Source organism: Micromonospora musae (assembly GCF_003626545.1).
Taxonomy (GTDB): domain Bacteria; phylum Actinomycetota; class Actinomycetes; order Mycobacteriales; family Micromonosporaceae; genus Micromonospora; species Micromonospora musae.
In genome coordinates, this window is the sequence record NZ_RAZS01000002.1 from 89,508 (window position 1) to 104,884 (window position 15,377).

Consider the following 15,377-nt stretch of genomic DNA (forward strand, 5'->3'; position numbering starts at 1 on the left):
AGGGGTAGCCGCGTCGGCGGTAGTGGCAGGTTTGGGCTTGGTGTTGGCGTCGTCTGCGCCATCGTGACCAGGCCCAGACCCGCTCGGACGAGTGCGTTGATCGCACTACGAGTGCGGTGAGCAGTCTTCGGATCTCCGGTACCGTGTAGCCGATCATCATGCCGTCGCCGGAGCGGGATCCCCTTTTGCGGTACGGGATCGGGCGACGGACAGCCACGCGTGGGCGGCCATGGACAGGGTGAGCTACCCCCGCTTTCGTGGAGCTTCTTGATCATGGTCTGATGGCCGTGGGGAGGAAGTCGTCCGTGGCAGCACCGAAGAAGTACCCCGATGAGCTACGTCAGCGCGCTGTGCGTTTGTACCGCGAGTCGGACCCGAAGCCGGTGATCCGGCGTCTGGCTGAGCAGCTTGGCGTGCATCACGAGGCGCTCAGAAACTGGATCCGGCAGGCTGAAGCTGACATGGGTGAGCGTCACGACCGGCCGACCAGCGAGATGGCGGAGGAGAACCGCCGTCTGCGCAGGGAGGTCGCCGAGTTGCGGCGGGCGAACGAGATCCTGAAGGCCGCGAGCGCGTATTTCGCGGCGGAGCTCGACCCGACCCGGCGACGGTCATGAGGTTCGTCCACGAACACCGTGACCAGTTCGCGGTCGCGCTCCTGCTACGGGTTCTGAACATCGGCGCCTCGACCTATTACGCGTGGGTGAAGCAGGCCGAGCAGCCCTGCGACCGCGACGTGGTCGACCTGGGGCTGGTCTCCCACATCCACGAGATCTGGGAGACCTCTGGGAGCACCTACGGCGCGGACCGGGTCCACCGGCAGCTACACCGCGACGGCATCCGTGTGGGCCGCAAGCGCGTCGAGCGGTTGATGGCCGGCCAGGGATGGCAGGGGGCGTTCCTGCGTCGAGGCTGGCGCGGCGGCTCCACGAAGCAGGACCCACGGCACACGCCAGCGCCGGATCTGGTCAACCGACAGTTCACCGCCGACGGGCCGAACCGGCTCTGGGTCGCCGACGCCACCCGCATTCCCTGCGGCGAAGGCGTGTTCTGGCTCGCCGCGGTCCGTGACGCGTTCTCCCGCCGGATCGTCGGGTGGAAGACTTCCGACCGCTGCGACACCGACCTGATCCTCGCCGCCCTCGAATACGGCATCTGGTCCCGCGACGTCCGCGACGGCCAGTTGATCCACCACAGCGACCGCGGGTCGAACTACACGTCGTTCCGCTTCGCGGAACGTTTGCAGGACAACGGAATCCTGCCCTCGATGGGCTCCGTCGGCGACAGCTACGACAACGCCCTGATGGAGAATTTCTGGTCAGCGCTGAAGATCGAACTCGTCTACCGCACAAGCTGGCGGACCCGCGACGAAGCCGAGAACGCGATCTTTGCCTACATCGACGGCTGGTACAACACCCGCCGCATCCAGAAGGAACTGGGCTACCTCAGCCCGAACGAGTACGAGACCGCCTGGCACAGCCGCCAGACCGAACCAGCCGAACCAACTATCGCCGACCCTGCGCCAGCCGGCAGCAGGTAACCACCGCTCCATCAAAGCGGGGGGAACTCACACCATGATCAAAGACACGGAGACCTCTCTGTCCCCAACGCCTTGACACAGAGAGGTGCCGTTAGCGAGACAGCCCCACGGCGCATTCACGTCGACAAAGTCGCGCGGCCAGCGGCAGATGAGGTCGACGTGAGCGAGACAATTCGCGCGCCCGGTGGTAGCGGCGATGGCTGGCTTGGACTGCTAGAAAACGTAGCTGTGTGGTCCACCGAACCATCGGCTGAGGTACTCAGATTGAATGTCGCCGGTCAGCAAGCCTGCTAGTGAAGCGCAGAAGCCAGCCTGATAACACTCCCAGTAGGGTCCTCTTTCCTTGAGCACCACCGGCCATTCGTTTGGTGTGATGCCGGGCTTGACATGCCAGAAGAGGAAGTCGCCGTTGCCGGTGTGTCCCCACGAGATCAGATCGTCGCCGGGCTCGAACCATGCCGGGACGTCTGCACGGTTGGATGCCCAGCGGGACGCATCGCCCAAGCGCCGACTCCCCGAGCAGTCTTCGGGCCCCGCGAACTCCGGACGAACACACTCGTGCGCGTAGGCATTGTGTTTCGCCAGGTCCGCCCAGTCCTCGGCGGCCCCGGGACCGCACACCGTGAGATGGTCGTCGACCATACCGACGCCGTACGCGTCGATGAACAACTTGTAGTCGCCAGGAAGTGCGACACCCAAGTCAGCCTCAACCGGCGACCAGTCCACTCCAGTCCCGGCACCGAGTTCCGGTAAGAGGAGCATCCGAGCGAGGTGTGCTGCGGCGTCCTTCGGGGACGAAGATCGGTCGCCGACCGCGCCGGTGTCCTCGACCAGACGCTCGCCGGAGACGATGTCGTCCGGCCGGAGCTGGTCGCCACCTGTACCAGTGACGACGGCGTAGGAACTCGAAAGCTCCACCACTACCAGGTCAACAGTCCGTTCGCCCCGACCGTTCTCACGGCAGGCAAGGAGGAAGCGTTCACCAGGGCGAGCCCAATGGCGTGGGTGATATCCCGGCTCGCCCTCCAGCCGCCAGCCTTGAGGTACTGCCGATACTGACTCGATGAAGAAGCTGAGCTTCTCACTACGCACGCTTCTCATGATGCACGACCCGCGCGGCATCCAGCATCAAGCAGAGTCTTGTTGACCAGGCCGGAGCCTGCCCTGATGGGTGAGAGTCGAGCAGCGTTCCGGGCATCCACGACAGGCCGGAGCGGCGCACTCTCATCGGCAAATCCGGATGCGGTGTCGGAGCCGTCTTCGCCTGGGCGCCCGGCCCTGAACACCGGGGTACCGCTGTTCAGGGCCGGGTGGGGTTGTTAGGCGGTTGCTTCGCGCAATCGGTGCCAGGCGAGGGTGGTGACCGCGGTCATCACCGCGGCGGCGATCCAGAACGGGGTGGTGATCTCCCAGACGCTGGCGAACAGACCGCCGAGGAGGGAGCCCAGCGCGGCTCCTCCGAGGTCCAGCAGTGCGTATACGCTGCCGACCCGACCGCGCAGGTGTGCGGGCACCGCCCGCTGCCGGACGGAGGCGACGGTGATGCCCCAGACCATGGCGTGGATGCTGAACACGACCAGGATGACCGCGGCCACCCAGGGTGTCGTCGTGGTCGCCAGGGTCACGTGCGTGACGACCTCGATGACCAGGCCGGCACGTAGCACCGTCGTGGTCCCGAAGGCTCGGGTGAGCTTGGCGGCGACTGTCGTACCGAACAGGCCGCCCACCGCGAAGGCGGTCAGCAGGAAGCCGTAGCCGACCTCGGACAGGTCCAGTCGCTGCCGGCAGTAGAGAACGAACACCGCGAACGCGGCACCGAACGCGATATTGCCCACGCCCATGGTGACGGCGAGGGTCCGCAGCAGCCGGTGCCGCCACAACCACCGCACACCGGCGGCGATCTCGCCGCGCAACGAGACCTGCGGCTGGCGTTGCTCGGGTGCGGGAACCGGTCGGATACCCGCTACCAGAGCTGCGGCCACAACGAACGTGAATGCGTCTAGCCCGAACGGTGCGGCGGCGGAGATGACGAACAACCACGCGCCCAACGGTTTGGCGACGAACTGGTTGCCGATGGTGAAGCTTGCGTAGAGCCGGGCGTTGGCGCTGGGCAGCTTCTCGGGTTCGACCACCGACGGAAGTAGGGCACCCATGCTGGTGTCCGCGAGGGTTTTCTCCGGTACCGAGCAGGAAGAGCACCGTGTAGATGATGGGCACGGTAACGGTCTCGGTCGCGATGGTGGCCGCCAACCCGGCGAGCGCGGCGGCACGTACCAGGTTGACGGCAACGACTAGCCGGCGCCGGTTGAGCCGGTCGACGTAGGCGCCGCTGATCAGTGCGAACAGCAGCCAGGGCAGCTGCTGGGCGAACGCGGCTCCGGCGATGAAAGCCGGACTGTCACTGACGGAGGCGACCAGCAGCGGGCCGGCGGCCATGGTGACGCCGTCGCCGATGTTGGACACCGCCGAAGCGGTCCACAGTTTGGTGAAATCCGCGCCCAGACGCGCGGATACAAGGGCACGCAAAAGAGCTCCTCGAGCCAAGAAAGGGAAGACGGTCGTAGGACCGCCCCGCGGCGAGGAGCACCGCACCGCCGGCTGGGTCTCTCCGGCGGCGAACGATCAGTGCGCGGTGTGCTCTCGCGGCGAAGCGGGGACCGTGACCATGGCGAGGCGCATCTCAGCTCCTAACTGTGGATCAACAACCCGAGCAGGGTAGCCGGGTCGCCGTTGCGGCTCAAGCGGATACAGACATGACCGGACAGGCGATGACGGACCCTGTCGCAGTGACCTGTACGCACGCACATCGGCACGTCCGGAAGCGAGTCATCCTGGCGAACAGTCGCCGAAAGTAGCGAGCACTTCGCGGCAGATTAGTGCACGTGATCATGGCGATCGGACAACGCCAGCTGCGGGGCTGATGGGCGACTGCTCAGGCGACTTCGTAGCAGCGGCGTACGCGGTCCAACCGGCCAGCGCGCAGGTCGGCGTCTGGAATCCAGAAGGAGACGTTGACGACCTCGCCCCACGTCGTGCCCGGTTCCGCCTCGACTTGTAGAAGGGGTCGGTGCTCTGGCGGATGGGACGTATCGGTGTCGCAGTAGCCAAGCAGACGATGCCGGGGTGCCTGCAACAACGGCCGAAGCTCCTCCAGCAGATCGATCAGCTCGACGATGTGGATGCCCAGCGCCTTGTCGGCGTCATCACGCAGGTTGGGTAGAGACGGCATCAGGATGGCGTCGAGTGTCAGGGCGGGGATGGTGGCTACCGCTTCTGCTCCGGACCCGGTGGGCAGGTGCAAGACCTGGCAGCCGTCGTCGCCGTGCTCGTAGTCGTAGGTCGCGGAGAACTCGTCGTCGTGGAAGAACAGCAGGTACCCCTGGCGTGGGAATGGCCAGTCGGCGCCCAGGATCGGGGCTATCTGCGCGCAGTCCGCTTGCGCCAGCAACAGCATCGGCGTTTCCCGGTAGACGGGCCACGCGAATGGTCGGGTCCTTGGCGCGCCGCCGATCATGCTGCCGTTCGCCGACGCTTCGGTACGTACGGCAAATCCGACCGATGGCCGTGCTAGAGCAAGGAAGCTGCCCGCAATCTCCGGCACCAGTCGGCGCCTGATGATGGCTTGAAGATCAGGGGAAAGATCCATCGCGGCGAGTCTTCCATAGTCTGAGCCTCGGGGCGCCCGCGCCGCTGTTCTCGGCAAAGGCGCGAGCGGCTGGCTATGTCCCGGAGGCCGTGTACGCGGCCAGGATGTAGTCGGGGCGCCGGTCGAGGTTCTTGCGGGCCCGGTCGTAGCGCTTGGTCGTTCGCGGGTCGGCGTGGCGGGCGGCGATCTGCACGTCGCGCAGGCTGACGCCGGCGTCAAGCATCGTCGTCACGAACGTGTGACGCAGCATGTGGGGATGCATCCTCGGCATCCGGATCCCTGCTGGCTGGGCCAGGTGCGTGAGCCGGCGGGTGGCGGCGTGCCAGTCCATCCGCCCGCCGAGTGTGTTGCGCAGGATCGGCCCACTGGGGCGGTCGTCGACGGCCCGGTCGATGGATCGGGCCACCGCCGGTGGTAGTGGGACCAAGACGACCTTGCCGCCCTTGCCCCGCACACGCAGTACCCGGTGGCCGTGCTCCTCGCCCAGGTCGGCAATATTCGACCCGCAGGCTTCGAAGATCCGCAGCCCGAGCAGGCCCCAGAGCGCGACCAGGGCGAAGTCGTTCGGGTTGCTCGACAGTCGGGCGGTAGTAATCAGCGCCTCGAACTGCAGGTGACCCAGCCCGAGGGTCGGCGACTCGGCCGGCACCGTGGGCCGGCGGACGTAGTCGGCCGGCGAGTGCTCCAGGATGGCGTCGATGACGCAGACCCGATAGAACCCGACCACGACCGACAGGCGCCGCGAGACCGTGGAGGGCTGGTAGCGACGTACGTCCTGAAGTCAGCGCACGTACCGCTCGATGTCCACCCGCGCGGCAGCCAGCGGGTCGAGAACCTGTTGGTACACCATCGTAGGAAAACCCGCAGGTCGGAGTCGGTATGGACGCGAGTCTGCCCACGGTAGCGGCCCAGGAAGGCGGACACCGCGGCGCGCAAAACGAGCTGATCGGTCGGTACGACGCTGGAAGCGGAAGGAGGAGGGGCAGCCATACATCACCGTGCGTCACCAGCGGCGATGAACGCCGGCCCACCCGGAGCGGCAGAAGAGGATGTCCTTGACGCCGATGCACGCTGGGAGCGGATACCGGCCAGTTCGTGGTGGCGGTGGTGCCCGGTGATCGCCGCCCGACTGCACCGCCGGGGTGCCGCTGGCGGAACGAGAGGCGCCGTCCCTCCCTCCGGTCGGGGACGGACGGCTTCAGGCGGCGCTCGGGGTCAGGACCCCGAGGCGGCGGCCTCCCGCACGAGGTCGAACATGAGCCGGGCGTATGGCTTCAGCACACCCTTGCTCGAGTAATCCACCTCGCGGAACAGAAGTTGCCGTTGGCCGGTGCCGACCTCCCGGTCGAGCATCCGCCGCAGCGACCGCTCGACCCTGGCGGTGAGATCGTCCGCCGGCCGGTCGACCAGCGGCGCCAGCGCACGCTGCAGAGCGGCCTCGGCGTCCGGGAGGTACAGGTAGTCCGTTCCGGTCGGCAGGCGCTGCCGGGTCAGGTCGACGCCGTGGCGGAAGTCCACGCCGACCAGGTCGGCCCCGGAGAGGTCGTTGCCGTGGATCTCGTTGGATTCCCGCAGGGCGAGCGCCCGGTACCCACGGGGTTCCGCCCGCCCCTGCTTCTCCAGGAACGCCAGGTTGCTCGTGAACCGCTCCGCGGAGCCGGGCGGTGGAGCGCCCCAGAACGTCGTCGACCTGATCCGCCCAGTGAACACGCAGTCGACGAGTTCCAGGTAGTCCGCCTTCAGACCGCGGATCTCCGCGTCCCGGAAGGTGCAGCCGACGAACCGCGAGTAGCCGGCCGTGCCGGTCAGCACCGCGCCGTCGAAGGAGCACCCGACGTACTGCGACAGCTCCATGCCGGAGCCCAGCGCCACGTCCTGGAACCGGAGTCCGTCGAAGCGGCACCGCTCGAAGCGGGCACCGACACCGACGAGCCCTGTCAACCCCTGCACGGAGTAGTCGACTCCGACGACCTCCTCGTGCTCGACGACCAACCGGTTGCCCTGCTCACCTGCCACGATCCACCCTTGCCGCTCGCACCCGCTACTTCTTCCAGTTTTACAAGGCGTAGTCGCACGTCAGGTAGTCGCCGCCCTACCGGCTACCGGAGTAGGGTCCGTTCTTCGATCACCTGGACCCTTGCGGCCCGCATCGGGCGACGCACGCTCATCGGCAGGAGCGGATGCACCACACGATCGACGACGGATCGTCGTAACGGAACGTCACGATGCCCCCCAAACCGGTCTTGCGGGTTTCGCTGAGTCCGCGGGTCGACTCGCGGACGGTTGAACGTCGGACGTGCCTCGCTCGCCTCATCGCCCGTCTGCACAACGCTGTGCACGGTCAGCTGTACCCGGCTGTGCACGTTGACCCGTACACCGACACGTGCCCTTAACGTGGAAGAGGGGCCGAGGTAGGACGGTGGGTTGGACAGCATTCTGTCCAGCCCACCGTAATCACCGACGCAGCGCGTGCCTGGCGGGGCCCGCAGGTTGGGCCCTACCTCCGCTGCGCGCAGGGCGTCAGGGAGGGCCGGTGACCGCCTGGTGGCGCATCGGTTCCTCGGTGCCCTCTCACTGGTCAGCCTTGCGCCGGCTGTCGTGCTGCGCGTGTCAACGCCGGCTGAATCTTGACCACCGCACGCGAGCCCTGCAACTCATCGAGCGGCTCTGGGGATTCGTCGAGGTCGACCCACCGCAGCCGTCCGCGCTGTCGGCTCCGCCTGAAAACTGACCCCGTGGTTCCGCCCGGAACAGAGGGCCGGTCGGCGAAACTGCGACAGATCGCGGGTTTCGCCCGCGGGTACAGGTAGTGCGGCAAGGTGTCGTGGCAAACGATGTAGGAGTCTTGCTCGCGGGCCTGCGTGACGAGGGCACGCAGTCGTCCCGGTGCCCCTTGACATCCGGAGAAGATCATCGGAGCCTGTGGGGATTGAGACAACGTTGTCAACGGGGGAGCGAGGCCATCCCATGTCCGATTTCGCGTTGAGCCGCAGGCGACTCCTCGTCCTTGCCGGTGCCATCGGCAGCGGCCTCGCCATCGCCTCGCCCGCCGGCAGCGCCCAGGCCGCGCCGCTCGCGCCCACGTCGCCGGTCGCGGCCACCGACCCGGTCGCCGCCACCTACCACGCACTGCTGCTCGCCCACACGCGATGGTCGGAGCAGCAGTGGGATCCGGCGCTCAACGCCTACCGTCTCGCGGACTTCCGCTTCGCGGTCGTCCTCGGCAACGCGGTCCTGCTCAACGCGCCCGGATACGACGCGGCAGCCGCTGGCGTCGACCGGGACACCCTGCACAGCCGCACCGTCGCCACCATCCGACGGTACGCGGCCACCAACCGCCTTGCCGGCGGCACCGAGTGGGGCCAGCGACTCTTCTGGGACAGCACCTTCGAGCTCTACTTCATCCTGGCCGCCCGGCTGCTCTGGGCCGACCTGGACGAGGCGACCCGCACCAACGTCGACAGCATCGCCCGCGGACAGGCCGCGTACGCCTCCGACCTGGGCACGGGTGACGACCCGCTCAGTGGCGACTGGACGCCGAACGGCCTGACCGGTGGCTGGATCGGTGACACCAAGCTCGAAGAGATGGGCGTCTACGCCCAGGCGATCGCGCCCGGCCTGGCCTGGGCGGCGGACGACGACCGCGCCGCCGAGTGGCGCGAACGGTTCCTCACGTGGACGATCAACGCGACCGGACTTCCCCCCGCCGACCGCGCCAGCCACGCCGTCGTCGACGGGCGGACGGTCGCGCAGTGGAACACCGCCCACAACATCCACGACTCCTTCCTGGTCGAGAACCACGGCTCCTTCGGGCCGCACTACCAGGAAGAGCTCTGGCGTACGGCGGGCCGCACCGCAGCGCACTTCCTGACCGCCGGCCAACCACTCCCCGAGGCGCTCACCCGGCAACCCAACGGCGCTGAGCTGTGGCGGACCATGCGACTGATGGCCAGCGACGCCGGCGAACCGTTCATGCCGATGGTCGCGGACCGCTACCACCTGTACGGCCGCGACGTCCTGCCGCTGGCCTTCCTCGCGCAGGTCCAGGGCGACCGGCACGCGGCCCGGGCCGAGGCGGACCTGGCCGACCGGCTCATGCCCTACCTGAACTACCCGCCCGAGGACCGACTTACCAAGTTCAGCGGCGAACCGAAGTACGAGCCGGAGGCGCGGGCCGAGGTCGCGATCAGCTATCTCTTCCACGCCTGGCGGGCCGCCAACGGCGGTGTCGTCCAGCCGGTCGACAGCACCACGTTCTTCACCGCGGCCGCCGGCACGAGGGACTTCGGGGAGCAGGCCGGCCTGACCGCCCAGCAGACCGCGACCGCCTTCGCCGCAGCGGTCAGCAAGACCGGCTTCGTGTCGTTCCTGTGGGCCCCCGCCCACGACAACTGGCTGTTCGACACGCGGGCCGCGTCGCTGCTGCCGAGGCAGTCCGCGCCCGTCCTCAGCCGCACCTCCGCCACGTACACCGTGGCGCGCGACGGTGTCGACGCCACCGCCACCGTCCTGCGGGTCGCCGGCGGCACCGCCGGATACGCCACGCTCCCCACCGGCACGGTCGTGTACGCCACCACCGGCATCGCGGAAGACGAGGGCGTCCTCACGCTGTTCAACCTGGACATGCCCGGCGTACCCGGGCTCACCGGCACCCGCACCTTCACCGGCGAGCAGGGGTCCGTCACCCTGGCCGGACAATCGGGCCTCGGCGACGGCGGGACCGACCAGGTCAGCCTCCCGCCCCGGTCAGCCCGGTGGGTGCGGATGCTCGGCCAGGCCCCCGCCACCCAGTACGGCTACTCGCTGTTCGCGCTCGCCGTGCTGGACGCCCGCGGCGTCGACCTCGCCACCGGCCGACCCACCACCGCCTCGTCGGCCGACCCGGCCTACCCCGCCCGAAACGCCACCGACGGCAACACCGGAACCCGCTGGGCGGTGGCTCGCGAGGAGCGCGCCCGCCCGGACAGTTGGCTCGCCGTCGACCTCGGCGCGCCGACGGACATCAGCGGCGTACGCCTGGACTGGGAGGCCGCCTACGGCACCCGGTACGTCATCCAGACCTCACTCGACGGCGTCACCTGGAGCGACGCGGCGGTGGTGCCGGACCGCCCGACCATCGCCGGCTCCTGGCTGGACGTCGACGGGCGTGCCGGCCTGGTGGTCCACAACGGCCAGAACCCGATCACGGTGACCGGCACCAACGTCACCCTCTCCAGCGGACCGGCCGCCGGCAGCACCCGGCTGATCGTCGAGGGGTACGCGGACGCGAACCACACGGCCCTGGCCGCGGCGGCGTCCCGTGCACTGCCGAGCGGCGGGCCGGAGGCGTTGCGGGTCAGCGACGCGGACGGATACCTCAGCGTGTTCAACCTGTCCGACGAGGACATCACGACGGCCACCGTCACGCTCCCGCAGCCCACGACGCCGCGCCTGTACCGCGGGAGCCAGGTCACCGGATCCGGCACCACCGACTACCAGGTCGACCTCGCCGCCGCCACCGCACGCGTCGAGCCACCCCGGTTCACCGCGACCCCGGTAGCGCCCGCGGGGGCGGTCCCCACCGGCACCCGGTTCGACGTCACCGACTCCCACCACCTCACGATCACCGCACCCGCCGGCGACATCGTGTCGGTACAGGTGGAGTGCGCCGCCAGCGGTGCCACCCGTCGGGTGACCGTACCCGCTGGTCGTAGCCGCGACGTCGAGTTCGCCGGTGCGCCGGTGACGCCCACCAGCGACCTCGCCCGGTCCCGGACGACCTACCCGACGTCGCCGCTGCCGGCCGGCATGACCAACCCGTCGGCGGCCGTCGACGGCGACCCGGGTACCTCCTGGGAGCCCGGTCCGACCGGCCGGATGGTGATCGACCTCGGAACGCGCCAGGACCTCGCCTCGCTCCACCTGACCTGGACCCCCGGTCGGCGCCGGCCGGTCACCGTGGCGGTCTCCGCCGACGGCCTCGACTACGTCGAGGTCACCTCCGTCGCGCGTCCGCGCCCGGAATCCGACATCGCCGTCCGGACCTCCGGGCGCTACGTGGCGATCGCGGTCGCCGACTGGCGGCACGGCGACGCGCGGCTGACCCACGTGGAGGTCTTCCCGGCCTGATCCGTCACCGGCGGTGGGCTGCTGACCGCCGAGGCGTTCCAGGCGCTGGGCAACATGCTGGGCACCAGCAGCGGGTCGCACACGCTGCACTACCTGATCGAGGACGCCTTCCTGGCCGGCGACGAGCTGTCCGACACGTTCCTCGCCCAGGTCCAGGGCCACCCCTCGTACGCGAGCGCTTGTTGCTCGGCCGGCAAGGAGATCGCCTCCGCGCCCTTCGAGCCACGAAGCGGTTGCCCCGATGGTTGCCTCAGTCGTCGGCGGCGACGATGAGAAAGATCTGCCCGACCGAGCGATCGATGAGCACGAACTCGTGAAAGTAGTCGTGCACACGTCCCCAGTCATGATTCGCCTCATCACCGAGCTCGCCGAGGTAGTAGATGCCATCGGCTGCGGCCAGGCGGGCGAACACCTCCCGCTGCAGATCAGCCTCCAGCTCGGTGGGCATGTCCCAGAGCGGATCCAACCAGTCACGCAGGATCTGTACGGCCTTCTCCTGGCTGATCGGCTCGTAGAGTTCGGGAGTAATCAACCGCAGCCAATACGGGCCGTGCCGGAGCCCCTCCGGCAGCACTCCACCACCTGCATAGTCGTCCCGGAACTGCTCATGCCCGATGAGTGCGGCAAGCAGCCCTCTATCGTCCGCGGACTCCGCTGAGAAGTGGAGCTGCTTGATGTCGACCCATCGGAACCCGTGCGCCTTCGGATCCGGAGCGTAGCGTCGAAACTTGATGAAGGAGCTACCCGCGTGAGTGAGCGCGCTGTCCATGGCAGCAGCCTAGAAGGCGGGCAAGAGGCCCTGCCGATCCACCGACCGGCGTCGTCGGTATCGCGGCTCGGTGGGCCTCAACAGCGAACCTCATCCGTCGGCTGACCGGCACGGCCACGCCGTCCTGGCGCGACGCATGACACCGAGCCTGAGCAGACCGTCGATCCTGGAACTGAGCACCGAACGCGAAGGTGCCACCGGCATCACGGCCGAACGGCTACGCGAGCAGATCGCCACACTTACCGACCAGCTCACCGCGGCCGACGTCGCGCAGCCTCTAACGATCGGGATCTTTGCCGTCAACGGCGTACGCGGACTGCTCGCCTCGCTGGCGCTCGGCGAGCGCGATGCTCAGCAGCGACCGTTGTAGACCGTCCAGGGTTCGGGGATCCCAGCCAGTGAGGTGTTGCCAGCGGTCGAGCCGGTACTTGACGGTGTTGGGATGCACGTGCAGGGCCTCGGCGCTGGCGGTGATGGAGAAGCCGTGGCCGGCGTAGGCGCGGACGGCCTCGCACAGGTGCGCCTGCTCCGTCGCCCGGCCCGAGTCGAGCAGCGGGCGGAGCCGATCGAGCTGCGGGGACAGGGTGGCGAGCAGCCAGGAGGAGCTGAAACGGACGACCTCCCCGGCGGGCGCGCCCTGCGCGACGCCCAGCGCGCGCTCAGCGTCGATGACGCTCTCGGCGGCGCCGACGAGGCCGGGACGGGGCAGGCCGAGCCCAGCGGTCGGTTGCCCGTCGAGACCGTCCAGCGCCTGGATCACGCGCTGCTCGGGTAGCCCCTGCGAGACGACCACCAGGACCCGGCCGCGCACCATCGCGCACTCGGCGCCGCCGTTGTCCCGCAGGCGCCGCCGCAGGTGGTCGAGGTACTCGGGCGCGGCAGGTGGCGCCGGGCAGCAGATCGCCTGGAACAGCCCGTCGGGGTCGAAGCCCAGCGCGCGCGCCAGCATCTCGGTCTCCTCGGCCGTGGCGCGACCGGCGTAGAGCGCGTCCAGGAACTGGTGACCGAGTCCGATGCGGATCTCGTCCCGTGACCGGGCGGCCTCGGCGTGACCGTCGGCGAAGGCGCTGGTGTTCCTTCGCAACCAGATCAGCGTCAGATCGACCAACTCCAGGACCAGCGACGTCTGCTCCGGCTCGTCGGGGCGTGCGCGAGCGGCCAGCGCGTTCCAGGTGTACTGGTACGCCCGGTGGTAGGCGCCGAGCACCACCTCGACCGGGAGCCCCTGCTGGGCGCGGCGGCGGCCCAGCGCTCGCGCGTGATCGGTCTCCGTGGCGGTCGGCGGGCGCCGTGCCGCCAACCCGGCCAGGAGCAGTACCGCCTGCTCGTGGATCCAGGCCTCGTGTTCCGCCCGCGACACGTTCACGTACGCGGCGGGCTGGTCTCGGCGGATGTCATCCATGATCTGTGTCACCAGGGTGGCGAGGCCGCTCTCGACCTCTCGACAGATCGCCGCGACCGCCGACCAGTCACGGGTGGTGTCGTCCTGCGTACTGCTGCGTGTCACGGGGGCGCCATTCTGTGGATTCCACAAACTCCGGCCAGGATATCTCAGGAAAAGTGCCCTACACGGTCTGAATCTTGGCGAATAACGTGAATCTAGAGCTGAAGTGCGGAAGCGCGTCGCCGTTGCCGAGCGGCGGCGGATTCACGGAGAGACGGTATGAAGCACACTTATCCCCTCGAGCCTGATCACGCCGAGATGGTCCGTACCGGACGTCTGGTCCTTGGGCGCGCGGTCGACTTCATTGAGAGTCTGCCGGATCGGCCCGCCTTCGTGGCCGACGAACCTGACGCTCGCGGGCGTGTCGGCGCCCTGCTGGTCCCGCCCCCGGAGGGACCGCAGGAACTGTCGGAACTCCTGGATCGCATCGACGCGGCGGCGGGGCAGGCGATAGAGACCACCGGTCCCGGCTTCCTCGGGTACGTGCCGACCGGCGGCCTCTACGCGGGGGCGCTCGCCGACCTCTACAAGAGCGCACTCAACCGGTACAGCACCCTCGCCGCCGCAGCCCCGGGCATCACGGCGATCGAGGAGAGCGTCGTCCGGTGGATCGCCCGCGACGTCTTCGGGCTTCCCGGCGGTAGCGGTGGCCTACTCACCAGCGGCGGATCCATGGCGAACTTCTCCGCCGTCATCGCGGCGCGGACCGCGCGGACCGTGCGGTCCGGCGCGAACCTGTCCGACGCGACGATCTACGTCTCCGAGCAGACCCACCACTCCGTCGGCAAGGCCGCCATCCTGGCCGGGTTCTCGCCGTACCGGATCCGGGTCGTGCCGGGCGCCGACGACCTGCGGATGGACCCGGTGGCCGTGGCCGACATGATCAAGGAGGACCACCTCGCCGGGCTGCGTCCCACCATGCTGGTCGCCACCGCCGGATCGACCGACACCGGCACCGTCGACCCGCTGCACCGGCTCGCCGACCTGGCGGCGCGCGAGGGCATGTGGTTCCACGTGGACGCCGCCTACGGTGGCTTCTTCGCGCTCACCGAGCGCGGCCGCGCGCGACTGGCCGGCATCGAACGGGCCGACTCCATCACCGCCGACCCGCACAAGAGCCTGTTCCTTCCGCTCGGGGTCGGTGCCATCCTGGTCCGCGACCGAACCCGCCTGGCCACCGAGCAACTGTCTGCTCCCTATCTCGACGACGTGACCTCCGACGACCTGCTGCCCGACTACGCCGACCTCGGGCCGGAACTGACCCGCGAGGCACGTGGACTGCGGGTCTGGCTGCCGCTGCACCTGCACGGAATCCGGGCGTTCCGGGACGCCCTCGACGAGAAGCTCGACCTCGCGACGATCGCCTTCGAGCGGCTGCGCGCGATACCGGAACTCGATCTGCCCTGGACGCCGGAGCTGAGCACCGTCGCCTTCCGGGTACGCGCCGAGGGCCGCACCGGCGCGGCGGCACGGCGGGCCGACGAACGTACGACTCGGCTGCTGGAACAGGTCAACGCCAGCCGCCGCGTCTATCTCAGCAGCACCGTCATCCGGGGCCGCAAGGTGATCCGGATGTGCATCCTGTCGCACCGTACCCACCGCGACCGTGTCGACGAGGCGCTCGACCTCGTAGAGAAGGCCCTCGCCGGCCTCTAGTGAGTGTGCGGCCGGGCGGGCGAATCTGATGAGGACGGATGGTGGCAGGCGGTGAAGTGAAGGCGAGAGGGCGATGACGAACCGTGTGACCAGCGCCGAGGGCGAGGCCGCCGACGTGCGCGGAGCGGCCGGGGCCGGTGGCGAGGCTTCCGGCGGGGCGGTGAGCGCCGGACCGGACTGGGACGCCACGACGGGCCACCGCCGGCAGTAGCTC

General features: G+C 68.9%; 13 protein-coding genes and 2 pseudogenes. 8 read left to right on the forward strand and 7 right to left on the reverse strand.

The genetic code is table 11. The annotated features are described in order from the left end of the window. Window positions 1-305 precede the first annotated feature (305 nt). Both D7147_RS04795 and D7147_RS04800 read left to right on the forward strand, forming a co-directional pair. Window positions 306-617, forward strand: coding sequence for a transposase (locus D7147_RS04795; RefSeq protein ID WP_158609278.1), 312 nt, complete (start codon window positions 306-308; stop codon window positions 615-617). Continuing rightward, the gene (locus D7147_RS04800) at window positions 614-1,540 is read left to right on the forward strand and encodes an IS3 family transposase (protein ID WP_120674075.1); all 927 of its coding nucleotides are present in this window, start codon (window positions 614-616) and stop codon (window positions 1,538-1,540) included. The genes D7147_RS04795 and D7147_RS04800 overlap by 4 nt, the downstream gene beginning before the upstream one ends. Before the next feature lie 213 nt (window positions 1,541-1,753). Here D7147_RS04800 and D7147_RS32885 read toward each other — a convergent pair whose 3' ends face one another. From D7147_RS32885 to D7147_RS04825, 5 genes and pseudogenes are all read right to left on the reverse strand, one after another. Further along, a complete protein-coding gene (locus D7147_RS32885; protein WP_233562934.1) occupies window positions 1,754-2,632 on the reverse strand; it encodes a hypothetical protein in 879 nt (292 codons plus the stop codon). Between the two features lie 227 nt (window positions 2,633-2,859). After that, window positions 2,860-4,066: pseudogene (locus D7147_RS04810) on the reverse strand (MFS transporter). A 406-nt stretch (window positions 4,067-4,472) separates the two neighbouring features. Then, entirely contained in the window at window positions 4,473-5,186 is a 714-nt protein-coding gene (locus D7147_RS04815) for a DUF1963 domain-containing protein (protein ID WP_120674076.1), read from the reverse strand. A 73-nt stretch (window positions 5,187-5,259) separates the two neighbouring features. Then, entirely contained in the window at window positions 5,260-5,913 is a 654-nt protein-coding gene (locus tag D7147_RS04820) for a tyrosine-type recombinase/integrase (RefSeq protein WP_199734073.1), read from the reverse strand. Between the two features lie 488 nt (window positions 5,914-6,401). Then, window positions 6,402-7,202 carry a pentapeptide repeat-containing protein gene (locus D7147_RS04825; RefSeq protein ID WP_120674077.1) on the reverse strand — a complete coding sequence of 267 codons (801 nt, stop codon included), beginning with the start codon at window positions 7,200-7,202 and terminating at the stop codon, window positions 6,402-6,404. A gap of 517 nt (window positions 7,203-7,719) precedes the next feature. Here D7147_RS04825 and D7147_RS32340 point away from each other — a divergent pair. From D7147_RS32340 to D7147_RS32605, 3 genes are all read left to right on the forward strand, one after another. Beyond that, window positions 7,720-7,917, forward strand: coding sequence for a hypothetical protein (locus D7147_RS32340; RefSeq protein ID WP_158609279.1), 198 nt, complete (start codon window positions 7,720-7,722; stop codon window positions 7,915-7,917). Window positions 7,918-8,153: 236 nt separating this feature from the next. Beyond that, the gene (locus D7147_RS33330) at window positions 8,154-11,294 is read left to right on the forward strand and encodes a discoidin domain-containing protein (RefSeq protein WP_120674079.1); all 3,141 of its coding nucleotides are present in this window, start codon (window positions 8,154-8,156) and stop codon (window positions 11,292-11,294) included. Between the two features lie 54 nt (window positions 11,295-11,348). Continuing rightward, window positions 11,349-11,567, forward strand: a complete 219-nt coding sequence (locus D7147_RS32605) for a hypothetical protein (RefSeq protein WP_199734074.1) — start codon at window positions 11,349-11,351, stop codon at window positions 11,565-11,567. Here D7147_RS32605 and D7147_RS04845 read toward each other — a convergent pair. After that, entirely contained in the window at window positions 11,545-12,063 is a 519-nt protein-coding gene (locus D7147_RS04845; protein WP_120674080.1) for a hypothetical protein, read from the reverse strand. The genes D7147_RS32605 and D7147_RS04845 overlap by 23 nt on opposite strands. 42 nt (window positions 12,064-12,105) lie before the next feature. Between D7147_RS04845 and D7147_RS33485 the strand changes: the two are divergent. Further along, a pseudogene (locus D7147_RS33485) lies at window positions 12,106-12,203 on the forward strand (IS5 family transposase); the annotation flags it as partial. A 137-nt stretch (window positions 12,204-12,340) separates the two neighbouring features. On the opposite strand, the gene D7147_RS04850 reads toward D7147_RS33485, so the two are convergent. Beyond that, entirely contained in the window at window positions 12,341-13,570 is a 1,230-nt protein-coding gene (locus D7147_RS04850) for a PucR family transcriptional regulator (RefSeq protein WP_120674082.1), read from the reverse strand. 270 nt (window positions 13,571-13,840) lie between these two features. Between D7147_RS04850 and D7147_RS04855 the strand changes: the two genes are divergently transcribed. Next, window positions 13,841-15,163, forward strand: coding sequence for a pyridoxal phosphate-dependent decarboxylase family protein (locus D7147_RS04855; RefSeq protein ID WP_199734075.1), 1,323 nt, complete (start codon window positions 13,841-13,843; stop codon window positions 15,161-15,163). A 73-nt stretch (window positions 15,164-15,236) separates the two neighbouring features. Beyond that, complete coding sequence (locus D7147_RS32345; protein ID WP_158609280.1) at window positions 15,237-15,374, forward strand: hypothetical protein; 138 nt, start codon at window positions 15,237-15,239, stop codon at window positions 15,372-15,374. The last annotated feature ends 3 nt before the right edge of the window (window positions 15,375-15,377 follow it).